20 protein-coding genes are annotated in these 22,995 nt (G+C 68.3%); 9 read left to right on the top strand and 11 right to left on the bottom strand.

Annotation, left to right across the window (positions count from 1 at the left end; all coding sequences use genetic code 11):
* Positions 1-1,752: ferrous iron transporter B (locus G3N92_RS15520; RefSeq protein ID WP_206128418.1), on the bottom strand; the 1,752-nt coding region annotated here is incomplete at its 3' end.
* Complete coding sequence (locus tag G3N92_RS35505; protein ID WP_339385923.1) at positions 1,749-2,159, bottom strand: FeoA family protein; 411 nt, start codon at positions 2,157-2,159, stop codon at positions 1,749-1,751. The genes G3N92_RS15520 and G3N92_RS35505, both read right to left, overlap by 4 nt.
* Positions 2,160-2,261: 102 nt before the next feature.
* Between G3N92_RS35505 and G3N92_RS15530 the strand changes: the two genes are divergently transcribed.
* The 3 genes from G3N92_RS15530 to G3N92_RS15540 all read left to right on the top strand — a co-directional run bounded on the left by G3N92_RS15530 (position 2,262) and on the right by G3N92_RS15540 (position 5,243).
* Positions 2,262-3,611, top strand: coding sequence for an MFS transporter (locus G3N92_RS15530; RefSeq protein ID WP_206128419.1), 1,350 nt, complete (start codon positions 2,262-2,264; stop codon positions 3,609-3,611).
* 14 nt (positions 3,612-3,625) lie between these two features.
* Complete coding sequence (locus tag G3N92_RS15535) at positions 3,626-4,597, top strand: dipeptidase (RefSeq protein ID WP_206128420.1); 972 nt, start codon at positions 3,626-3,628, stop codon at positions 4,595-4,597.
* A 73-nt stretch (positions 4,598-4,670) separates the two neighbouring features.
* Complete coding sequence (locus G3N92_RS15540) at positions 4,671-5,243, top strand: PAS and helix-turn-helix domain-containing protein (protein ID WP_206128421.1); 573 nt, start codon at positions 4,671-4,673, stop codon at positions 5,241-5,243.
* Positions 5,244-5,267: 24 nt separating this feature from the next.
* Here G3N92_RS15540 and G3N92_RS15545 read toward each other — a convergent pair whose 3' ends face one another.
* Both G3N92_RS15545 and G3N92_RS15550 read right to left on the bottom strand, forming a co-directional pair.
* Positions 5,268-6,452 carry a sugar transporter gene (locus G3N92_RS15545; RefSeq protein ID WP_206128422.1) on the bottom strand — a complete coding sequence of 395 codons (1,185 nt, stop codon included), beginning with the start codon at positions 6,450-6,452 and terminating at the stop codon, positions 5,268-5,270.
* 226 nt (positions 6,453-6,678) lie between these two features.
* The gene (locus tag G3N92_RS15550) at positions 6,679-7,704 is read right to left on the bottom strand and encodes a 2OG-Fe(II) oxygenase family protein (protein WP_206128423.1); all 1,026 of its coding nucleotides are present in this window, start codon (positions 7,702-7,704) and stop codon (positions 6,679-6,681) included.
* A gap of 191 nt (positions 7,705-7,895) precedes the next feature.
* Here G3N92_RS15550 and G3N92_RS15555 point away from each other — a divergent pair, with 191 nt between their 5' ends.
* The gene (locus G3N92_RS15555) at positions 7,896-9,533 is read left to right on the top strand and encodes a carboxylesterase family protein (protein ID WP_206128424.1); all 1,638 of its coding nucleotides are present in this window, start codon (positions 7,896-7,898) and stop codon (positions 9,531-9,533) included.
* 86 nt (positions 9,534-9,619) lie between these two features.
* On the opposite strand, the gene G3N92_RS15560 is transcribed toward G3N92_RS15555, so the two are convergent.
* Complete coding sequence (locus G3N92_RS15560) at positions 9,620-10,540, bottom strand: thioesterase domain-containing protein (RefSeq protein WP_206128425.1); 921 nt, start codon at positions 10,538-10,540, stop codon at positions 9,620-9,622.
* A gap of 780 nt (positions 10,541-11,320) precedes the next feature.
* Here G3N92_RS15560 and G3N92_RS15565 point away from each other — a divergent pair.
* The 5 genes from G3N92_RS15565 (at position 11,321) to asnB (ending at position 15,467) form a co-directional block, all read left to right on the top strand.
* Positions 11,321-11,887 (top strand): DUF697 domain-containing protein, encoded by a 567-nt coding sequence (locus tag G3N92_RS15565; protein WP_206128426.1) that lies wholly within the window; start codon positions 11,321-11,323, stop codon positions 11,885-11,887.
* Between the two features lie 61 nt (positions 11,888-11,948).
* Entirely contained in the window at positions 11,949-12,116 is a 168-nt protein-coding gene (locus G3N92_RS15570) for a hypothetical protein (protein ID WP_206128427.1), read from the top strand.
* A 59-nt stretch (positions 12,117-12,175) separates the two neighbouring features.
* A complete protein-coding gene (locus tag G3N92_RS15575; RefSeq protein ID WP_206128428.1) occupies positions 12,176-13,048 on the top strand; it encodes a prohibitin family protein in 873 nt (290 codons plus the stop codon).
* A 99-nt stretch (positions 13,049-13,147) separates the two neighbouring features.
* Positions 13,148-13,399, top strand: a complete 252-nt coding sequence (locus G3N92_RS15580) for a phosphopantetheine-binding protein (protein WP_206128429.1) — start codon at positions 13,148-13,150, stop codon at positions 13,397-13,399.
* Positions 13,400-13,439: 40 nt separating this feature from the next.
* A complete protein-coding gene (gene asnB / locus G3N92_RS15585) occupies positions 13,440-15,467 on the top strand; it encodes an asparagine synthase (glutamine-hydrolyzing) (protein WP_206128430.1) in 2,028 nt (675 codons plus the stop codon).
* On the opposite strand, the gene G3N92_RS15590 is transcribed toward asnB, so the two are convergent.
* The 6 genes from G3N92_RS15590 to G3N92_RS15615 form a co-directional block, all read right to left on the bottom strand.
* Positions 15,431-16,198 (bottom strand): enoyl-CoA hydratase/isomerase, encoded by a 768-nt coding sequence (locus tag G3N92_RS15590; RefSeq protein WP_206128431.1) that lies wholly within the window; start codon positions 16,196-16,198, stop codon positions 15,431-15,433. The genes asnB and G3N92_RS15590 overlap by 37 nt on opposite strands.
* 3 nt (positions 16,199-16,201) lie before the next feature.
* Positions 16,202-17,473, bottom strand: coding sequence for a beta-ketoacyl synthase N-terminal-like domain-containing protein (locus G3N92_RS15595; protein WP_206128432.1), 1,272 nt, complete (start codon positions 17,471-17,473; stop codon positions 16,202-16,204).
* Positions 17,454-17,699 (bottom strand): acyl carrier protein, encoded by a 246-nt coding sequence (locus G3N92_RS15600; protein WP_241014808.1) that lies wholly within the window; start codon positions 17,697-17,699, stop codon positions 17,454-17,456. Before G3N92_RS15600 ends, G3N92_RS15595 begins: the two co-directional genes overlap by 20 nt.
* Before the next feature lie 24 nt (positions 17,700-17,723).
* On the bottom strand, positions 17,724-18,998 hold the full coding sequence (locus G3N92_RS15605; RefSeq protein WP_206128433.1) for a hydroxymethylglutaryl-CoA synthase family protein: 1,275 nt from the start codon (positions 18,996-18,998) through the stop codon (positions 17,724-17,726).
* Positions 18,995-20,251 carry a cytochrome P450 gene (locus tag G3N92_RS15610; protein WP_206128434.1) on the bottom strand — a complete coding sequence of 419 codons (1,257 nt, stop codon included), beginning with the start codon at positions 20,249-20,251 and terminating at the stop codon, positions 18,995-18,997. Before G3N92_RS15610 ends, G3N92_RS15605 begins: the two co-directional genes overlap by 4 nt.
* On the bottom strand, positions 20,244-22,995 hold a 2,752-nt coding region (locus G3N92_RS15615), incomplete at its 5' end, for a non-ribosomal peptide synthetase (RefSeq protein WP_206128435.1). The genes G3N92_RS15615 and G3N92_RS15610, both read right to left, overlap by 8 nt.

Below are 22,995 nucleotides of genomic sequence, written 5' to 3' on the forward strand. Positions count from 1 at the left end.
TAGCGTCGACATGCATTGCGGCGCGAACGCGAACCACACCAGCAGCGACAGCGCGCTGGCCAGCGAGAAATTGGCCGTCAGCGCGTGGCCGAGGCTCGCGACGTCGCTGTCGCCGCCGCCCACCGCGTACACGGTGGCGAGCGCGGCCACGGCCGTCTCGCGCGCGGCGAACGCCGGGATCAGCGACAGGCTGATCTGCCAGTTGAAGCCGAGCGGCGCGAAGATCACTTCGAGCCCGCGGCCCAGATAGCCGGCGATGCTGTAGTCGATCGCCGGGCCGGTGGCGCCGGCCGGCGGCGACGGGAACGTCGAGATGAACCACATCAGCACCGTCAGCGCGAGGATCACGCCGGTCAGCCGCTTCAGGAAGATCGAGCCGCGCTCCCACAGCCCCAGGCCGATGTCGCGCGCGCGCGGCACGCGATACGACGGCAGCTCCATCAGCAGCGCCTGCTCCTCGCTGCCGCCGCGCAGCTTCTTCATGATCCAGCCCACCAGCATCGCGCCGCCGATGCCCGCCGCGTACAGCAGGAACAGCACGAGGCCCTGCAGGTTGAACAGGTAGGCCACCTTGCGCATCGGGACGAACGCGCCGATCAGCAGCGCGTAGACGGGCAGCCGCGCCGAACAGGTCATCAGCGGCGCGACCAGGATCGTCGCGAGCCGGTCGCGCGGGTTCGTGATGCTGCGCGTGCCGAGCACGCCCGGAATCGCGCAGGCGAAGCTCGACAGCAGCGGAATGAACGAGCGCCCCGTGAGCCCGACCGACAGCATCATGCGATCCAGCAGGAACGCCGCGCGCGGCAGGTAGCCCGATTCCTCGAGCACGAGGATGAAGAAGAACAGCACGAGAATTTCCGGCAGGAAGCCGAGCACGGTGCCGAGGCCGGTCAGCAGGCCGTCGGTGACGAGGCTGTGCAGCGGGCCGTCCGGCAGCCACGCGCCGACGATCGTGCCGAGCCAGTCGAAGCCGTCGCCGATCGCGTCGGTGATCGGCTTGCCGACCGAATACACGGCCTGGAACACCACGAACATCACGAGCGCCAGGATCAGCAGGCCGAACACGGGGTGCAGCGTCCAGCGGTCGAGGCGGTCGTCGCGCTCGTCGGTCGAGCGCGGCATCGTCACGGCGGCGGCCAGCAGCGCGCGCACTTCGGCGTGCGCGTCGGGCGACGAGGTGGCCGGGGCGGCCGGGGCGGTGGCTTGCGTTGCCTGCGGCGCGGCTTGCGCCGCCGCCGGCCGGTGCGCGTCGATCGCCGCGATCAGCGCGCCGGCGCCCTGCTTCTTGATGGCCACCGTCTGGATCACCGGCAGGCCCAGCTCGCGCTCGAGCGTCGGCACGTCGATCGCGATGCCGCGCCGCGCGGCCTCGTCCATCATGTTCAGCGCGATCAGCACCGGCTGCCCGAGCTGCCGCACTTCGAGCACGAAGCGCAGATGCAGCCGCAGGTTGGTGGCGTCCACCACGCAGACGATCAGTTCGGGCTGCGCCTCGCCCGGATAGCGGCCGAGCAGCAGATCGCGCGTGATGCGCTCGTCGGGGCTGGCCGAATCGAAGCTGTAGGCGCCGGGCAGGTCGAGCACCTGCACGGTGCGCCCCGACGGCGCCTGGAACTGCCCTTCCTTGCGCTCGACGGTCACGCCGGCATAGTTCGCGACTTTCTGGCGCGCGCCCGTCAATTGATTGAACAGCGCGGTCTTGCCGCAGTTCGGGTTGCCGACCAGGGCGATGCGAAGCGATGGGGTGCTCATCGGCCGTTCACTCCCTCGACCGTGACGCGCGCGGCTTCGGTGCGGCGCAGCGCGAAGCGCGTGGAACCGATCTGAATCAGCACCGGATCGGCGCGCCACGGGCCGTGCGCCACCACGCGCACGGCTTCGCCGGAAACGAAACCGAGATCGCGCAGGCGTTGGGCGATGGGATCGGGCTGGGTGACATCGGCGACGGCGACGACGGTCGCGGACGCATTCTTGGGCAAATCGGACAGGAGCATTGCAGCGTGGGGGCTCAAATAATAATAATTCTCAATATCATGCCCGAACCGCTGCGGCGCGCCAACCCGGAACACGGGGTTACCCTGCGCCACCTTGTCGCACACAAAAGACTGACGGCCGGTTTCAACAGGCCGACCGGCCGGCTCGGCCGCGCGGATCCGCACCTGAATACCTAGGTAATTGACACGTATAGACCTAGGTATTTTGAGTCTCTACCCTCGTTTTCGATATCGGACGACACCGACACTTAAAGGGGAAGAGGAACCATGTCAGCTCAGGCCACCCAGGAAGTCGACATCCGGACGTTGCGGCGCGTGATCGCGGCCGCCTCGATCGGCAACTTCGTCGAATGGTTCGATTTCGCCGCCTACGGCTTTCTCGCCACCATCCTCACCCGCGAATTCTTCCCGAGCGGCGATCCGACCATCGGGCTGCTCAAGACCTTCGCGGTGTTCGCCGTGGCGTTCGCGTTCCGCCCGCTCGGCGGCCTGTTCTTCGGCGTGGTGGGCGACCGCATCGGCCGCAAGCGCACGCTGGCCTTCACGATCCTGCTGATGGCGGGCTCCACCACGCTGATCGGCCTGCTGCCGACCTACGCCGGCATCGGCTGGTGGGCGCCGCTGCTGCTCACGGTGATCCGCTGCGTGCAGGGCTTCTCGGCCGGCGGCGAATACGCCGGCGCGTGCGCCTACGTGATGGAGCACGCGCCGCGCGACCGGCGCGCGTTCTTCGGCAGCTTCGTGCCGGTGTCCACGTTCTCGTCGTTCGCCTGCGCGGCCGTGGTGGCGTATCTGCTCGAAGCATCGCTGTCGTCGCAGGCGATGATCGGCTGGGGCTGGCGCGTGCCGTTCCTGATCGCCGCGCCGGTGGGCCTGATCGGCGTGTACCTGCGCGTGAGCCTCAACGAAACGCCCGCGTTCCAGGCGCTCGAAGGCAAGCACGAGGTGGCGCACGCGCCGCTGGCCGAAACGCTGCGCTCGCAATCGTGGAACATCGTCAAGCTCGGCGCGTTCGTGTCGGTCACGGCGCTGTCGTTCTACACGTTCACCACCTACTTCGCGACCTATCTGCAAGTGGCCGGCCATCTGTCGCGCAGCACCGCGCTGCTCGTGACCGTGCTCGCGCTGCTGTTCGCCGCCGCGCTGTGCCCGCTCGCCGGCCTGTTCTCGGATCGCGTCGGCCGCCGCGCCACCATCGCCACCACCTGCGTGTTCATCATCGTGTCGGTGTATCCGGCGTTCTCGCTCGGCGGCTCGGGCGTGCTCGCGCAATCGCTGCTCGGCGTGGCGCTGCTCGCGATCGGCGCGGTGCTGTCGGGCGTGGTGACCGCGCCGCTGATGTCGGAAGTGTTCGCGACGAAAACCCGCTACACCGCCTCGGCGATCACCTACAACCTCGCCTACACGATCTTCGGCGGCACCGCGCCGCTGGTCGCCACCTGGCTGATCGCCACCACCGGCACCAATCTGTCGCCCGCGTATTACCTGATTGCGATCGCGATCCTCGCGATCGTCGGCGGCCTCGCGCTTCGGGAAACCTCGAAGCACGCGCTGGAAGACGTGGGCGGCGCGAGCCCCGCCGCGTCGGCCCGGCATCCCCTCGAACGCACCATCTGACGGAGAGACGAAACATGAGCACGCTTCACGATTCGAGCATCATCATCGATGGCCTGAACATTTCGAAGTTCGAACGATCGGTGTTCGAGGACATGCGCAAGGGCGGCGTGACGGCCGTCAACTGCACCGTGTCGGTGTGGGACGATTTCCAGAAGACGATCGACAACATCGCCGAGATGAAGCAGCAGATCCGCGAACACAGCGAGATCCTGACGCTGGTGCGCACCACCGACGACATCCTGCGCGCCAAGAAGGAAAACAAGACCGGCATCATCTTCGGTTTTCAGAATTCCTATGCCTTCGAGGACAACCTCGGCTACATCGAGGTGTTCAAGGAACTCGGCGTGAACGTGGTGCAGCTCTGCTACAACACGCAGAACCTGGTCGGCACCGGCTCGTACGAACCGGACGGCGGCCTCTCGGGCTACGGCCGCGAGGTGATCCAGGAGATGAACCGCGTCGGCATCATGGTGGATCTCTCGCACGTGGGCGCGAAAACCTCGTCGGACGCGATCGCCTGCTCGAAGAAGCCGGTCACCTATTCGCACTGCTGCCCGTGGGGCCTCAAGGAGCACCCGCGCAACAAGACGGACGAGCAACTGCGCGAGATCGCCGACGCCAACGGCTTCGTGGGCGTGACGATGTTCATGCCGTTCCTGCGCCGCGGCGCGGACGCCACCGTCGACGATTACCTCGAAGCGATCGAATACACGATCGACCTGATCGGCGAGGACAAGGTGGGCATCGGCACCGATTTCACGCAGGGCTACAGCACCGAGTTCTTCGACTGGATCACGCACGACAAGGGCCGCTACCGCCGCCTGACCGATTTCGGCAAGGTCATCAATCCGGAAGGGATCCGAACCATCGGCGAATTCCCGAACCTGACGGCCGCGATGCAGCGCGCCGGCTGGAGCGAAACGCGGATCAAGAAGGTGATGGGCGAGAACTGGATGCGCTTCTTCGGCGAAGTCTGGAACGTCTGACCGGCACGGCGGCGCGTTAGAATCGCGCAGCGCCGGCCGGCGCTGCGCCCTTGCCCACCCTGCCCTTCCCGCCATGACCACCACCCCCGGCACGATGCCGAGCCTCGATTACGAGAGCCTGTTCCTGCATCTGCCGGTGGCCGTCATCGTCGCGCGCGAGCGCATCATGGTCGAATGCAACACGCGCGCGCTGGAGTTGTTCAAGGCCACGCGCGCCGACATCGTCGGCCAGTCGTTTTCCAAGCTCTATCCGAAGCAGAAGGATTTCACCGCCACCGGCCAGCGGCTCGGGCCGCTGATCGCCAAGCGCGAAGGCTTCAGCGACGACCGCATCATGCGCCGGGTGGACGGCAGCCACTTCTGGGTGACGGTGTGCGGCTTCGGCTACAACCCGAAGCGGCCGTTCGAGCTGGCGATCTGGACGTTCGCCGATCTGTCCGACGGCGGCAAGCACGCCGACGCCGCCAGCACGCTGACCGACCGCGAGCGCGACGTGGCCGCGCTCGTCGTGCACGGCCTGACCAGCAAGGAAATCGGCAAGGAGCTGAACATCAGCCCGCGCACCGTCGACATCCACCGCGCGAGCCTGCTGCGCAAGTACGACGTGCGGGCCACCGCCGACCTGATCGACCGGCTGCTGGCCTGACATGACGCGCCCGGCGCGGCGCGCTCAGCCCGCCGCGCGACGCTGACTCAGCGTGATCGACAGCCAGCAGATCCCCACCGACACCACCGCCAGCGCGCCGCCGAACGTGCCCAGCCACTGCAGGCCGAGCCGGTTCGCGATGTGGTTGCCGAACAGCGCGCCGGCCCCGATCCCCACGTTGTACAGCGCGGACAGCATCGACACGGCGAGATCGGTCGAATCGGGCGCGAGTTCGAGCACCTGCGACTGGATCGCCAGGCCGAACGAGATGATGAAGCCGCCCCACAACAGCACGTGCAGCGACAGCGTGCCGATCGACAGCGAGAACGGGAACAGCATGAACAGCGCCGCCGCCAGCATCGCGATCACGGCCAGCAGGTACTGCTCCGGGCGGCGCGTGTAGAAGCGCACGAAGCACATCGCGGCCGGCAGCCCGGCGATGCCGAACAGCACCAGCAGATAGGTGATGCGATCGTTGCTGATGTGCGCGATCTGTCGTACGAACGGTTCGAGGTACGTATAGACGGCGAAGTGCGCCGACACCGTGATCACCGTGATCGCATACACCGCCATCAGCTTCGGGTTGCGCAACAGGCTCGGCAGGCTGCGCAGCGAGCCGGCGCGCTCGCTCGGCAGCGGCGGCAGCGTCACCCACAGCACGCCCATCACCACCGTGGCCGCGGCGGCGATCACCTGGAACGTCAGCCGCCAGCCGAGCGCCTCGCCGATCATCCGCCCGATCGGCACGCCCGCCACCAGCGCCACCGAGGTGCCGACCGACAGGAAGCCGAGCGCGCGGCTGCGCTCGCCGGGCGGCACCAGCCGCGTGACCATCGCGGCCGAGATCGACCAGAAGATCGCATGGGCGAACGCGATGCCGACCCGCCCGATCATCAGGATCGTGAAGTTCGGCGCGATGCCCGTCACGATGTGGCTGACGATGAACAGCGCGAACACCCGCATCAGCAGCTTGCGCCGCTCGATCCTGCTGACGATCAGGATCAGCGGCAGCGAGGTGAGCGAGACGGTCCACGCGTAGATCGTCAGCATCAGGCCGACGTCGGTCGGCTGCATGTGCAAGCTCTCGCCGATGTCGCTGAGCAGGCCGACCGGCGCGAATTCGGTGGTATTGAACACGAACGCGGCGGCCGCCAGCGCGAGCACGCCCCACCAGGGGCGCTTGAAATTCGAAAAATCGTAGGTTGCCATCGATGGATCACGGGGAGCGGTTGCAGGGGGAGCAGCACGGTCCGCGGAAGAGGAATGAGACTGCGTTCCGGGGCGCGCCGGCGAAAACCGGGCGCAAAACGCCGTCCATGATACTGCGGGTGGGGATTTGGAGCGTCGAACGGGCGCCGCGCCTCGGTTTGGCGCGGCGATGCCGCCCACCGGCGCGCGATGGCCGGCATGGCCGGGGCCGCGCCGCGCGCCGGCGCTACAGCGCGTTCAGATCGTCATAGCTGCGCTGCGCCTGCTGCGCCACGTATTCGCGCATCGTCTGCCGGCGCATGGCGCGCCCCGCCTCGTAGCCGTACACGTCGGCGTCGATCCGCGAGTAGTTGCACATCGTGTAGGACGTGCGCCCCGCGCCCTCGCCCGCCGTGCGCGTCACGCCGTGGATGCTGGCCCGCACCGGCTGCGCCAGGCCTTCGGTCAGGATTTCCATGATGCGGCCGAAGTTCACGATCAGGTAGCCCGAATCGGCGCGGATCGCGAACAACCCGCCGTCGATCAGGGCCACCAGGCCCGGCTCGGTGCTGCGCAACAGCGTCACCCAGCTTCCATCGCGGTGGAACTTCGAGCCGCGCATCGCCTTCTCGGGCCGGTAGTGATTGAAACCGAGCATGTGATGGCCCGCGCCGTCCGCCGCGCCGCCCGTCACGCGCGCCATCTCGTCCGCGGCGACCCCAACGCCGCGCAGCACGCAGCGCAGGATGTCGTCGGCGATGGACGCCATGCGCCGGCCGGTGTCGCCCACGTCGGCCGGCAGATGCGCGTGCCAGCCGGTGTCGCTCACGAACAGGCTTTCGAGCTGATCGTGAGGGCGGTCGAAATAGCCTTGGTAGCCGTCGTCCAGCACGAGGCCGCGGAACCCGCGATACGCGTTGCCGGTGTCGCCGGCATCGCCGGTACGCGGCGCGAAGAAATTCGCGCAGAGCCGGTCGGTCGGCGCGAGATCGAGCGCGTCGGGAATCCGCAACGCAAAGAAGCCCGATTCGCAGGCGAGCGCGAAGCCGCCGGGATCGTCGAACCGCAGCGCTTGCCGCGCCAGCGAGGCCCGGGCGATCGGACGCTCGGGCAGCGCGTCGAGACGCAGGTCGCACAGATCGGGCAGGTCGGCGAGCGCGGCGGCTTGCGCGGCCCGCCCCGGCGCGGATCGTCCGGCGGCATCGGCTCGGGATGCGAGGGCTTCAAGGGATGCGGGGGATGCGGGGGATGCGGAAAGTTCGAGAATCGTCATGCCAGGGTCGCCCGAAGGGCGGATGATCGAGGGGCCCGGTCGCCGGGAAACGCGCGTGGCGGGCGCCGCGCATGCCGTCGCGCGGCCCACCCGAAACGGGCTCGCCGCAAGGCCGGGGCGATTGTAGAATCCGACTGCCCTCGCGGCAAGCCACGCGCAGACCACACCAATCACATTACGAGAGAGCGTCAGTGAGCCATTCCAACTTCAATCGTCGCGCCTTCCTGAAGGCGTCGCTCGGCGGCTCGCTGGCGCTGAGCCTTCCCGTCGTCAGCCAGGCCGCCACCCGCACCGCCACCTTCACGCCGCACGAACCGCTGCCCGTCACGGGCGGGCTGATCAGCGGCGCCCCGAGCCCCTCGGCCGGCGTGCGCGCCTATCTCGGCATCCCCTATGCCGCGCCGCCGGTCGGCGGGCTGCGCTGGCGGCCGCCGCAGCCCGTGACGCCGTGGAGCGGCGTGCGGCGCGCCGACCGTCAAGGCCCGAGCCCCTGCGCGCCGCCGTCCTCGCGCGATTCGGTCTATTACTACCCGAGCACGCCGATGAGCGAGGATTGCCTCTATCTCAACGTGTGGGTGCCCCAGCACGCCGGCCCCGGCCCGCTGCCGGTGATGGTGTGGATCTACGGCGGCGAGTGGGTCTACGGCACCAGCTCGAGCACGCTGTATCAGGGCGATGCGCTCGCGCAGCAGGGCGTGATCGTGGTGTCGTTCAACTATCGCGTCGGGGTGCCGGGTTTCTTCGCCTATCCGGAGCTGAGCGCCGAATCCGGGCACGGCGTCTCGGGCAACTACGGCCTGCTCGATCAGCAGGCGGCGCTGCGCTGGGTGCGCGACAACATCCACGCGTTCGGCGGCGATCCCGGCAACGTGACGCTGTTCGGACAATCGGCGGGATCGTTCAGCGTCAGCTATCAGATGGTGTCGCCGCTGTCGAAGGGCCTGTTCCACCGCGCCATCGGCCAGAGCGGCGCCGGCATGATCGGCTACGGCAATCTCGACCTGCTGCAACCGCTCGCGAAGGTGGAGCAAACCGGCCTGCAATTCGCCCAATCGCTCGGCGCGACGAATCTCGCGCAATTGCGCGCGCTGCCGGTCGCGCAACTCGTGAAGGCCGGCGGCGCCGGCCCCACCTTCAATCCGGCGGTCGACGGCTGGGTGCTGACCGGCGACCCGTACCGGATCTTCGCGGCGGGCCAGCAGCACAAGCTGCCGTTGCTGGCGGGCTTCAACCTCAACGAAGGCTCGGTGTTCCCGCCGATCGGCGGCGACACGCCGGCCGGCCTCCAACAGACCATCGGCCAGCTCTACGGCGACTACGCCACGGCGGCGAACGCGCTTTACCCGGCCGATTCGACGCTGCAGGCCATCGCGCAGGGCAAGGCGCTGTTCGCCGACCAGACGCTGACCTGGAACACCGCGGCCTGGGCCAGCCTGAACCGGCAGACCTCGGGCCAGGCCGTCTACTTCTATCACTTCGCCCACGCACCGAGCCTGCCGAAGGGGAAGATCTATCTGGAAGGCCCGGCCGCGACGCTCGGCGCGTTCCACGGCAGCGAGATCGCCTACGCGATGCGCACGCTGCGCGCCAACCCGTGGAAAACCACGGCCGCCGATCTGCGCCTGTCCGACACGATGTCGCGCTACTGGACCAATTTCGCGCGCAACGGCGATCCGAACGGGCCGCGCCTGCCGGCCTGGCCGCGCTTCGATCCGGCCGCCGCGAGCGTCATGCAATTCGATGCGACCGACGACCGGCTCGGCCCGCTCTCGCGCGCGCCCGAACTCCAGCTCATCAGCCTCAGCACCGGGCGTCCGATCTTCGGTTGAGCGGCGGCGGCGGCGGCTTCGAGCACTTCGAGCACTTCAGGCGGCCTCAAGCCGCCTCAATCGGCCTCAAGCGGCTTCAAACCCCCTCACACCGCCGCAACCGGCCTCGACGCCGCATCGCCGTGCAACACCTGTTGCAACACGCGCGCCACCTCGCCGAGCGCGGGGTCGCGCGCCAGCATGAAGTGTTCGCAATCGATCGCGAAGCGCTCCGGCGGCGTCGGCAGCCAGGCCTCCCAGCCGTGCGGCGGATCGCGCTCGTCGTCGGGCAGTTCGGGCAGCCGCAACGCGCTGCCGCGCGCGATCAGGCCGCGCGTGTTGTGCAGCAGCACGCTGCGCAACGGCGGGTTGCGCCACGGGCCGAACGGCTGCGGACGATACGCGGCAAGCAGCGCCGCGTGCTGCCGCATCACGGCCTGGCAGCGCGCGAGATAACCGCGCAGGACTTCGAAGCTGTGCGGGATCGTGCAATGCGCGAGCAGGTGGCGCGTGGCGATCTCGGTCTGCGCGGCGAGATCGCCGGCGGGCAAGCGCCCGGCCGGCAACAGCTCGCGCGATTTCCAATGCAGTCCGAACAGATTGCTCACCACCTGCAGCAGCAGGCCATCGTCGGCCCACCGGCTCAGCGTTCGCACAAGCCCCGGCGCGGGCGCGAACGCGTCCACCAGCACCAGCAGCTCGACGCATTCGCCCGCCTCGTCCAACTGGCGCGCCATCTCGAACGCGACCGTGCCGCCGAACGAATACCCGCCCAGCCGGTAGGGGCCGCGCGGCTGCACCTGCCGCAGGTCGTGCAGATAGGCGGCGGCCATCTCCGGCAGGCTGTGAAAGAACGGCGCCTCGCTGTTCAGGCCGGGCGCGGAGAAACCGTAGACCGGCTGCGCCTTCGGCAACTGGTTCGCCAGCGGCGACAGCCAGCTCAGTTCGGCCGCGATGCTGTGCACCAGGAACAGCGGCGGCAGTTCGCCGGCGCCGCGAACCGGCACCAGGTATTTTGAAATCGTCATGCTGAATGGCCGGGAAATCGAAAAAGAATAGGCACGTAAGGACAATCGTCTTTATGAAATTCGGCGCGTCGTCACCGCGGCGTCATACACGCGTCGCGGCAGGCTATCGCGATTCGATGAAAACGATATGGCCAATACATCGGAAATGAACCCAACGTTCATCCTATTGCGCGGCGCAAACGTATCACTTTATCCATTCGAACGGCCCCTGCCCGGCCCGCGCCGGATCGCCGCCGGCCCCGCCCAGACGGGCTGCCGCGGCATGCCATGGCGGATTGTAGACGCCCTCGTAAATGGTGTTGCACTTCATTTTCGAATGCACGGAAGATAAGCGCCGAAATGCATTCCGATTTATCGGTTTTCATCTTGCGTGCCCCGAATCGGAAAGCTACTATTGCGACTGTTTTAAAGGCGGCGGCGCGGCCCGATTTCGATCCGCGCGCCGCTTTCGGTTTGCTTTCCGCAGTACGGCTTGGTTGATACGGGAACGAGCCGTGAGCCTGACAGGTCCGTGCCAAAGCAACCCGCACGATGTCGAAGCGCCGGCCCTTCAGGTTCGCCCGTCTGCTCGCAGTTCGAGGGCGTTAGGCGGGATGCACCACTGTCGCAACATTCGGGACGGCATGAACCGGCAGCCATCGCCACGCCTGTTCATCCGCGTGCCATGCGCTCGTGAGACAGTTCGAGGCCCGGCCCGCGACGTTCGAAGCCGCTCACCTGAAATCGCAAGACGCTACAGCAGCCCCTCTACCCGCTACCTCAGTTAACGGAGCCAATATCATGTCGGAAGCCGTCGCCGCCGCAGTCGAACACACCGCACAGGCCGCACAAGCCGTGCTCAAGGATCCCGCGCAGAAGTCCATCGAGGCCATGGCCATCGTCAAGCGCAACATGCTCTGGTCCGCCGGCGCAGGCCTGCTGCCGGTGCCCTTCATCGAGCTGGTGGCGATCACCGCCGTCGAGCTGAAGCTGATCCGCGATCTCGCGCACCACTACACGATTCCGTTCAGCCACGACGCCGCCAAGTCGGCCATCGTCTCGCTGGTCGGCAGCCTGGGCAGCATCACGTTCGGCAAGGCGCTGGCCACCAGCAGCCTGCGCTTCATCCCGGTGATCGGCAGCGCGATCGCGTTCACGTCGCTGTCGGCCGTGTCGGCCGGCGTGACCTACGCCATCGGCAAGGTCTTCATCGCCCACTTCGAAACCGGCGGCACGCTGCTCGACTTCGAACCGGCCAAGGTTCGCGAGTTCTTCCGCCAGGAATACGACAAGGGCCTCAAGGAAGCGGCCAGCCTGGCGAAGCGCCCGGCCGCCGAGGAAGCCGCCGTGGCGGCCCCCGCCGCGTGATCGTTCCGCCGGGCCTCGCGCCCGGCGACGCCGTATCGCTATCCGCCGGAGCATCGGGCCAATGGTCTTTGCCTTTCTCTACCTGCTGCTTTGCGTGACCGCCGGCTATCTTGGAAAAGATAGCCGGCTCGGTTTCTGGGGTATTTCGCTGCTCGCCGTGGTGATCACCCCCATCACCGCCCTCCTGATCGTGGTGCTGTTCGGCCGACGCGCGTCTTCCTACGAGTAAACGATTCCCTCCCATGCACATCGAATCGAGCCTGTGCCGACGCAAAGGAACGCAGGGCCATGACGCAGCAGTTTGACCGCACTGCCGGCGCCGCAAGCGCCAAACGGCCAGCGAAGCCGGCGCCCCTTCTGGGCAAGCACCAACTCGGCATCACGCTGTTCCTGCTGATTTCGACGTTCCTGGTCGTGCTGCTGTGGGACATGATCGTGGTGGCCGAGCAACCGGGCTTCCAGGGCATTTACTGGAGCCGGTTCTTCGGCGGCACGTCGCCGCGCATTCTCGGCGAAGGCGCGCACTTCAAGTTCCCGTGGGACGAGATCATCAGCTACGACGTGCGCGTCGTGGAGCGGCACGGCACGATCACCCTGCTCACCAGCGACGGCATGCCGATCGATGTGGGCTGGTCGGTGCGCTATCGTCCGCAGACCGAAAAGCTGCCGCTGCTCAATCAGATGATCGGCCCCGACTACGGCAACACCTACGTGATTCCGGAGGTGGTGGCGTCGCTCAGGGAAACGCTCGGCAAATATCGCGCCGACGCGATCTATGCCAAGGACGAAACCAGTCTCACCAGCGAATTCGAACAACACGTGATTGCGCGCGTCAATACGCAGCCGATTCGTGTCGAGCATGTGCTGATCACGCGCCTGGATTTGCCGCACAAAATGACGGAAGGCATCGTCAAGAAATTATTGGACGAACAGAATCTGCTCGCTTACCAATTCCGGCTCGATGCGGAAGAAAAGGAACGCGAACGGAAAATCATCGAAGCGCAGGGCATTCGCGATTTCGAAAAGATCAGCAAGGTTTCGATGTTGAAATGGCAGGGGCTGCAAGCCACCGTCGAACTGGCGAAATCGCCGAACAGCAAGGTCATCGTGATCGGCACGTCGTCGCAATCGATGCCGCTGCTGCTGAATGGAGAGAAGTAACGCCGCACCGCCCCGGCACGCGATTGACGCGTCATGGGGCGCGTGACATACTCCGCCGCAACGCCGCTTTTAACCAAGCGGCTTTTCTGATACGACGCCATGAAAACGAAAATCCGAGATTATATCGAGGAGAATTTCCTGATCGAATTCGATGAGGATTTCCCCGAGGACACGGACCTGTTCAAGGCGGGCATCATGGATTCGTTCGGTTATGTGCAAATGTGCCGTTTTATCGAACGCGAATTCAATATCAAGTTCTCCGAACAGGATATGACCCACAACGTGCTGATCAGCGTGACGCGCATCGAGCAGTTCGTGGAGCAGAAACTGGCCGCACAAGCGCACTCCTGAGCGCCCCCTCCTACCCCCGATTCACGAGCCAGGCGCGTCTATGTGCGGAATCGCAGGTTTCCTGAGTATCGACGCCCATCCCGAGCACGCGCCGGACACGATGCGCCGCATGCTGGCCGCGATCGCCCATCGCGGCCCGGACGGCAGCGGCTATGTCATCGACGACCGGCTCGCGATGGGCACCGCCCGCCTCAGCATCATCGACGTGAAGGCCGGCACCCAGCCGATCTCCGATCCGGGCGGGCGCTACTGGCTCTGCTACAACGGCGAGATCTACAACTACCGCGAGCTGCGTGCGCAGCTTGAAGCGCGCGGCTGCGTGTTCCACACCCGCTCCGATACCGAGGTGGTGCTGCAGGCCTGGATCCAGTGGGGCGAAGGCTGCCTGGAGAAGTTCAACGGCGGCTTCGCCTTCGCGCTCTACGACCGCGCCACGCAGGAACTCGTGCTCGCCCGCGACCGCTATGGCAAGCGCCCGCTGTTCTACGCGCGCCACGGCTCGCAACTGCTGTTCGCGTCGGAGATGAAGGCGTTCCTGGCCGTTCCCGGTTTCGCGTTCGAGCAGGATCCGGCCCAGATCTCGGCGATCCTCGGCCAGTGGACGCCGCTGCCCGACCAAACCGGCTTCGCCGGCATCCACAGCCTGCCGATGGGCGAATGGCTGCGCGTCGGCCTGCGCGGCGAGCTGGCCTCACGCCGCTACGACACGCTCGATTTCGCGGGCGGCGCGCCGATCGCGAGCGAAGCCGACGCGATCGAACGGATCCGCCAGGCGCTGACCGACAGCGTGGCGCTGCGCCTGCGCAGCGACGTCGAGGTGGGCGTGGGCGTGTACCTGAGCGGCGGGCTGGATTCGGCCATCGTCGCCCTGCTGGCCGGCCAGCAGACCGGGCAGACGCTCTCGACCTTCTCGGTCGAATTCGAGGATGCCCAGTTCGACGAATCGCCCGAGCAGCAGACGGTCGCCGGCTTTCTCGGCACGCGCCACTCGTCGGTGCGCGTGACGCACGGCGACATCGTGCGGCACTTTCCCGATGCCGCGTTCCATGCCGAAGTGCCGGCCTTCCGCAGCGCGTTCGTGCCGATGTACCTGCTCGCGCGGCACACGCGCGAGGCCGGCATCAAGGTGATCCTGAGCGGCGAAGGCGCGGACGAGGCGTTCCTCGGCTACGACCTGTTCAAGGAAACGCAACTGCGCGCGGCCTGGAACACGCTCGACGAAACGCAGCGCGGCACCCAGCTCGGGCGGCTCTACCCGCACCTCGATCACTACGGGCCGCAGGATGTCGCGGCGCTCACCGGGCTGTACGGCCAGTTCGCCGAGGAACAGCTGCCGGGCCTGTTCTCCCATGAATTGCGCTTCCAGAACGGCCGCTTCAGCACGCGCCTGCTGAACGCGCCGGGCGATCCGTTCGCCGCGATCGGCGCGCTCTGCGCGCGCGAGCCCGCCTACGCCGCGATGACGCCGGTGCAGAAGGCGCAATGGCTCGAATTCAAGACGCTGCTGCCCGGCTACCTGCTGTCGACGCAAGGCGAACGCATGAGCCTCGCGCACGGCGTCGAGAACCGCTGCCCGTTCCTCGACAAGCAGGTGATCGACCTCGCGGCCTCGGTGAACCTGCGCTTCGACGACGGTTTCGAGGAGAAACGGCTGCTGCGCATGGCGTTCCGCGACAGCCTGCCGGCCTCGGTGGTGGAGAAGCGCAAGTTCCCGTACCGCGCGCCCGAAAGCGCGGCCTTCGCCGCGCACCGCCCCGATTACCTCGAGATGCTGCTGGCCGACGCCGAGCTGGCCAAGCTGCCGTGGCTGAACGCGAAGTTCGCGCGCGCGCTGACCAACAAGGTGCTCACCAAGCCCGCGGCCGAAATCAGCACCAAGGAAAATCAGACCTTCATCTTCCTGTTGTCGATGGCCTGCCTGAACCACGCGTTCGTGCAGCGTGCGCAGGCGCTGCCGGCGTCGGCGCGCACCGCGTCGCCGCTGGTGCGCGCGGTGGATCTGCGCGGCGCCGCCGCCACCGCTCAGGCCGCTTACGGCTCCCAGGGAAATTTCGATTCGGTGACGTAACGGCGGATCGCGCGCTGCGTGTCGGGGTCGCCGAACATCTCCCGATTGGCGTCGAGCGCGAGCGCCTTGCTGCGTTCGAGCTGATCGACGAGTTGCGCCGTGTAGCGCTTGTAGCGCGCGATCGCGGGCCGGCTCAGCAATTTCAGGCGCAGCAGATGCTTGCGCAGCAGCGCCGCGACGTCGTCGTCGAGCGCATCCACCAGGCCCCAGCTCGCCGCCTCCTCGGCGCCGAACGCGCGGGTCGTCAGCGTCAGGTAGTGCGCGCGCTGCTCGCCGATCCTGCGCATCAGGAACGGCATCACGCAGGCCGGATACAGCCCGAACAGCAACTCCGACAAACTGAAGCTGGCGCTGCGATCGGCCAGCACGATATCCGACGCGCTGACGATCCCCACCCCGCCCGCATTGACGCGCCCGCGCACCACGCTGATGGTGACGAACGGGCCGCGCGCCATCCGCAGCCAGACATCGTAGAGCGGCTCGGGATCGCTCGGCCGCTCGGCCGCGGCGAAGGCCTGCAGATCGCCGCCCACGCAGAACGCCGTGGGCGACCCCTCCAGGATCAGGATCCGCACCGGCTCCTGCCCCGCCTCGCCGTGTTCGCACAGCGACAGCATCGCCCCCAGTTCGGCGACCATGCTCGAATCGATCGCGTTATCGGCCTCGGGGCGGTCGAAGCGCACTCGGCAGATGCCGTCGCGCCGCTCCACCGCGAGCGTGTCGAATCTCATCGGTCAGTGCTCCTCGGAGAGCGATGGCGCACGCACCACCAGCGCGGTGTCGATGCCGCCGAAACCGAACGACAGCTTGAGCGCGTAACGCATCGTGTGCGGCTCGGCCGCCGCGCCGACCCAGCGGATGTCGTCGGCGATCGGCTGCGTGAGGTTGCGCGTCGGATGGAGCATGCCGGCCCGCATCTGGAGCAGCGTCGCCGCCAGCTCGATCGCGCCGGCGGCGCTCAGGCCGTGCCCGACGATCGACTTGGTGGCATTGACGCGCGCCGCCGTCAGACCGGCCTGCCGATAGGCGGCCAGCTCGGTGTCGTCGCCGAGCGGCGTGCCGGTGGCATGCGCGTTCACGTAGTCGATCCGGTCGGCCGTCAAGCCGGCCTGCGCGAGCGCCATGCGGATCGCGCGCAGTTCGCCGTCCAGCGACGGCGCCGTGCCGCGCGAGCCGTTCGCCACTTGCGCCGCGCCGATCAGGCTGCCATAGCTGCCGGCCGCGACCGCCGGATCGGACAGATCCTCGGCGCGCCGCACCACCAGCGCCGCCGACGCCTCGCCGAAGATGAAGCCGTCGCGCGCGGCGTCGAACGGCCGGCAGGCCTCGCCGGGTTGGTCCGCGAACCGGTCGGAGCCCATCGCGCCGGCCGAGCGCAGCGCCTGACATTCGTAGTGCGACAGATCCTGCAACGCGCCCAGCGCGATGCAGGCGCGCACCCGCCCCGAGCGCACCGCGTCGAGCGCATGCTGCACCGCCAGCAGGCCGCTCGCGGACGCGCCGCCCACGCTGTATGCGAACCCCGCGATCGGAAACAGCGAGGTGCACAAGCCGCTCAGGTCGGTGTCGAACATGCCGTAGCCGTAACGCGGCGGCACGAACGCGGGCCGCGCCGCATGCGCCTGGTACAGCAGCATCTGTTCGCGCGCCTGCAGGTTCGAGCCGCCGATCACGAGCCCGATCTCCTGCGGGTCGAGCGCATCGAGCCCGGCCTCGCGCCAGGCCTCGTCGAGCACGCCGACCGCCACCTGCCCGCTCAGGCCCGTGGTGCGCGCGATGCGCGGCGGCAGCCGGTCGAGCGCGGGCGGCGGTTGCGGCGACTCCGGCAATTCGGCGCCGATGAACGCCTGCCCGGCGTCGCCGCGCCCCGGCCGCCGCATCGCGCCGAACACCGAAGGCGCGGCAAGCAAGCCTTGCAGGAACGCCTGCTTGCCGTAGCCGAGCGCGCTCGCCACGCCGATGCCCGTCACCACGGGCGCCGCCGGCTCAGGCCGCGAGCAGGGCATGCAGCAGATCCGCGAGTTCGCCCAGGTTGCGCGGGCCGTGCAGCTTGACCAGCGGCACTTCCAGGCCGATCGCCTCGAGCGTCAGCACCAGCGCCTCGTAGCGCTCGATCGAATCGAGCCCGAGCTCGGTCATCGAGTCGGTCGGCGCGATCGTGCGGCCTGCCAGATCCGGCACGACCTCGACGATCTTCGACGACAACATGTTCAGGATTGCATCGCGATTCAAATTGTTTCTCCGTGATTGCCGGTTTCAGATCCAGCGGTATTTGCGGTGATAGCCGGCGATCTCGTCGAGCACGAGCCGACGCGGCGCGTCGGCGCGGGCCTGCTCGGCCTGCAGCGCCGCCCAGGCGCCGGGGATGATCGCATGATCGAGCTTCACGTCGCGCGTGCCGATCCGCACCGTGCCATTGCCGAGCAACAGCGTTTCGTATTCGGCGATCGACAGGCGATAGCGCCGGTCCAGCGCCGTATCGATCTGCAACGCGCGCAGGCGCTGCTGCCCCTCGGCGGTGGCCACGCCGCTGAAGAACTCCGAGCAGCAGCCCGAGCCGTACGAAAACAGCCCGAGCCGGCGCGGCGTGTTCAGCTCGGCATGCGCCAGCGTGCCCGCGATGGCGAGGAACAGCGAGGCCCCGGCCGTATTGCCGACGCGCTGCCCGTACGCGAGGCTCGCCCCCATGCGTTGCGCGAAATCGGCCTCGATCTGCGCGGGCGGCGCCTTGTAGAGCTTGCGCATCAGTTGCCGGTGCGCGCCCTTCACCATCCCGCCGAACGGCGTGTGGAAACACAGATAAGCGAACGATTCGCGGAAATCCGCGCCGTCGACACGGCGGGCGTAATCGCGGTAGGCGTGCTCGCAGCAGTCGAGATAGGCCATCAGCGACAGGTCGGCGTCGCCGGCCTCGAGGTCAGCGCCGGGCCGGCAGGTATCCATCACCTCGAACGCATGATTGCCGTACGCGCCCGGATCGATCGCCAGCAGATGCGGCGTGTCGCTGATCAGCAGCGCGGCGGCGCCGGCGCCCGAACTCGGCTCGGAATACGCCCACTCCTGAATCGCGCCCGCATCGGCCAGCGCGAAGCGCGAGATGTCGCTGGCGATCACCAGCGCCTTCGCGCCGGGCGAGGTGCCGGACAGCAGGAAATTGACGGCCACCTGCAGGCCGGCCGCGCCCGAATAACAGGCCTGCTTGATCTCGAACAGCCGGCAGTTGGGACGCAGGCGCAGATAGTCGTGCACGTAGGTGCTCATCGACTTGCCGAAATCGATGCCCGACTCGGTGCACACCACCACCATCTCGATGCGGTCGCGCTCGGCCTGCGGCAACGCGTCGACCAGCGGACGCGCCGCATTGACGGCGAACGTGACCGGGTCCTCGTACGGCAGCGCGACGGTCTTCTCCTTCATCAGGAGATTCTGGAAGCGCGGCAGGTCGAGCCCGCGGTGCTCGCACAATTCGCGCACGTCGAGGTACGCCATGCCGCCGTGAATGTTCAGTGCTTCGATACCAACCCGTTTCATGCGCCCACCCGCATCGGCAAATGGCCCAGCCCGCGGCCGTTGATCCTGTCCAGCCGCCAGGCCGGCTCGCCGTCCAGCGCGAGCGCCGGATAGCGGTCCAGCAGCTTGTCGAACGCGATGCGCGCCTCGAGCCGCGCCAGCGGCGCGCCGATGCACACGTGAATCCCGCTGCCGAACGTGTAATGCGTGTTGGGATGGCGGCCGACGTCGAACGTCTGCGGGTCGGCGAAGCTGCGCGGGTCGCGATTGACCGCGCCGATCAGGCCGAGCACCATGCTGCCCGCCGGAATCGTCACGCCGCCGACCTCCGCGTCCTCGATCGCGACGCGCACGATCATGTTGCCGCCCGGCTCGTAGCGCAGGCATTCGTCGATCGCCGAGCGCATCAGCGAACGGTCCGCGCGCAGCCGCTCGAGCTCGCGCGGGTGGCGCAGCAAGGTCAGCATGCCGTTGCCGATCAGCGTGACGGTGGTTTCATGGCCGGCGATCAGCATCGCCACCAGGTTGACCAGCGTCTCCTCCTCGTCGAGCGTGCCGTCGTCGTGCGCGGCGATCACCGCGTCGATCATGCCGCCGCCGGGATGCTTGCGGCGCTCGGCAAGGTGGCCGCGCAGGTAGGTCTTGAATTCCAGCAGCGCGTCGTAGGCATCCTGCTTCTGCTGCGGCGTCAGCATCACGTCGGCGAGCTTGATCAGCGCGGCGCTCCAGCGGCTGATCTCGCCGTCCATCCGCTCGGGCATCTCGAACATGTTGCGCAGCACGCGCAGCGGCAGCGGCGTGGCGAACGCCGCCATGAATTCCACAGGCCCCTCGGCCGGCATCGCGTCGAGCAGCGTGTCCGCCTCGGCTTCGATCATGGCCTCCAGCGCCGCGATCGCCGCCGGCTTGAACGACTGCTCGTAGACGGCGCGCATGCGGCGATGATCGGGCGGATTCGAATTGATCATCTGCGGCTGGAACTCGCTGAACAGCCTGAACATCAGCGGATCGCCGATGGCGTTCTGCGGCGCGGCCCAGCCGTCGCGCCACAAGCGGGTGTCGCGGCCGAACTGCGGCGAACGCGCCACCTGGCCGAACTCGCGATGCCCGATGACGAAGTAGACGTCGGACGCGGCGTCGTGCTGAACCGGGCCGAATTCGCGCCGGGTTTCGAGGTACGGATAGGGGTTGGTCAGGAACGCCTGGTCGGTCAGCAGCCCCCACCAGTCGAACGGCGACGCGTCGGTCGCGTGCATCGTTTCTGCTTTATTCACTTGCCTGCCTTGCGTCGTGCATGGATGTCGTAATGGAAAGCTCGCGCACCGCCAGTCGCTCGACCAGCATCCGCGCAAGGGGGGGGACGTGCGGCGCGTTCAAAAGCGAATAATGATCGCCGGGAAGCGCATGGATCAGCAAGCCGCCGCGCGCGCAGGCATCCCAGCCGCGCGCGGGGTGGCCGGCCTGCGCCGCCGCGCCGAACGCGACGATCGGGCCGTCGTACGGTTGCGGCACGTAATCGTGCAGCGCGCGGCTGTTCGCCTCGAACACCTCGAACAGGCGGCGGCGCTGCGGCAAATCCATCTCGGGCAGAACCCGCGCCACCTCGCCGGACGCGAGCAGCGCGTCGAGATCGCCCGTCGGCGCCGGGCCGGCCTGCGCGCCTCGCGTCGCGCCGAGCAGATCGCGCGCGAACGCGTCGAGCAGGCCGGCGCGGCCGGGCAGGCCTCCGCCGGCGTTCGCCTCGAGTTCGGCCAGACAGGCCGGCGTGTAGCTGTCGATCAATGCGAGCAGCGCGACCGCGCGGCCGGCCCGGCGCAACTGCTGCGCCATCTCGAACGCGATCACGCCGCCCAGCGACCAGCCGGCCAGATGCACCTCGCCGTGCGGCTGCACCTCGCGCAACGCCGCGACATAGGCCGCCGCCATCGCCTCGATGCCGGTTTCGGCGCACGGATCGTGGCCGCCATCGCTCAAGGCGCGCGACTGGATGCCGTAGATCGGCCGGCCGATATCGAGCTGCCGCGCGAGTTCCAGATAACAGAACACGTTGCCGCCAACCGGATGCACGAGGAACAGCGGCTCGCCGCCGCCGTCGTGCTCGCGCAGCAGCACGAGCGGGCTGCCTGCCGGAGCGGCGGGCGCAGTCGAAGCCAACGCGGCAGACCCAGTCGAAGCCAACCCGGCGGGCGCGGCACCGGCCAATACGGCAGACGCAGTCGAAGCCAACCCGGCAGACGCAACCCCAGCCAATGCGGCAGACGCAGTCGCGGCCCGTTCGGCCGCGTGCGGCGCCGGCTCGGCGGCACCGCGCTCGCGCAGGCATTGCGCCTGCTGCCCGAGCGTCGGCGCCTGAATCAGCGACGCGATCGACAGATCCACGCCGAATGCCTCGCGTAGCGCCGCGAGCAGCCGCACGCAGGCCAACGAATGCCCGCCGAGCGCGAAGAAGTGATCGTCCTCGCCCAGTGCGTCGCCCGCGCCGAGCGCGAGGATGCGCCGCCAGATCGACGCGAGCCGCAACGTCGTCGCATCCTGCGGCGCGCCCTGCGCCGCACGGGCCTCGCGCATCGCCGGCTCGGGCAGGTTCGCGCGGTCCAGCTTGCCGCCCGGGGTCATGGGCAGCGCGTCGAGCCGCACGTAGGCGCCGGGCAGCATGTAGGCCGGCAGCCTCGCCGCCAATTGGCGCGCGAGTTCGCCCTCGTCGTAGCCGGCCCGCGGCGCGGCCACGTAGGCCTGCAATTGCGGCCCGTGGCCCGCCACGTCGCGCAGCAGCACCACGGCGTCGTGGGCGCCGCACTCGCGCAGCGCCGCCTCGATTTCTCCGAGCTCGACGCGGAAGCCGCGCAGTTTCACCTGATGATCGAGCCGGCCGCGAAACGCGATCAGGCCGTCGCCGCCCGGCACGAAACAGGCCAGATCGCCGGTGCGATAAAGCCGCGCCTCGCGATCGGCGGACAACCGGTGACGCACGAAGCGCGCCGCGCTCAGCTCGGGATAGCCGCGATAGCCGAGCGCGAGCCGCGGGCCGCCGAGGTACAGCTCGCCCGGCACGCCCTCCGGCACGGGATTGCCGTCGCGGTCGAGCACATAGACTTCGGTGCCGGCGAGCGGCCGGCCGATCGCGACGTCCGCGGCCGGCTCGCCGCGCGGCACGCGGTGCGCGAGGCTCGTGATGCTGGCCTCGGTCGGCCCGTAGGCGTTGATCAGTTGCGCGCCGGCCAGCGGGCCGGCCTGCCACAGGCGCGCCGTTTCGGGCGGCAGCGCCTCGCCGCCCGCGATCAGCAGACGCGGCACCTGCGTCCACTCGCCCGGCGCGCTGCCGCGCGCCACCTCGAGCACCTCGCGCAAATAGGCCGGCGGCAGATCGGCCACGGTGATGCGGTGCGCGTGCAGCGCGACACGGAACGCCTCGGCGGTCCACAGCGATTCGCCGCGCAGCACCAGCGTCGCGCCGCACGCAAGCGTCGGCAGGATCTGCTCCAGCGCCGTGTCGACATGCAGCGACGCGAACTGCAGCACCGCGTCGCGCGGATCGAGCGCATAGGCCTCGATCGCCGCCGCGCAATGCAACGCCAGCGCGCCGTGCGACACCAGCACGCCCTTGGGGCGGCCGGTGGAGCCGGAGGTGTAGATCATGTAGGCCGGGCTGTCCGGTTCGAGCCGCACCGCCAGTGCGCGCGCTTCGCGCTTGGCGATCGCCGCGCGTTCGCGGTCCAGGCGGATCGTGAGCGGAATGCCGTGACGCATGCGCGAGAAGCGCGCCTGCGTCGCGGCGTCCAGCACCAGCGCCCCGGCGCCCGCGTCCTGCAGAATCGCGGCCTGACGCGCATCGGGATACGCCGGATCGAGCGGCAGCCAGACGCCGCCCGCCTGGAGCACCGCCAGCAGGCTGACGATGCTCGGCGCGCCGCGCTCGACGCACACCGCCACCAGCATGCCGGGCACCACGCCGCGCGCGCGCAGATGCGCCGCCAGCCGGTTGGCGCGTTCGAGCAGCGCGCCGTAGGCGAGCGCCGGC

The sequence above is a fragment of the Burkholderia sp. Ac-20379 genome (assembly GCF_017104645.1).
In the GTDB taxonomy this organism is placed as follows: domain Bacteria; phylum Pseudomonadota; class Gammaproteobacteria; order Burkholderiales; family Burkholderiaceae; genus Burkholderia.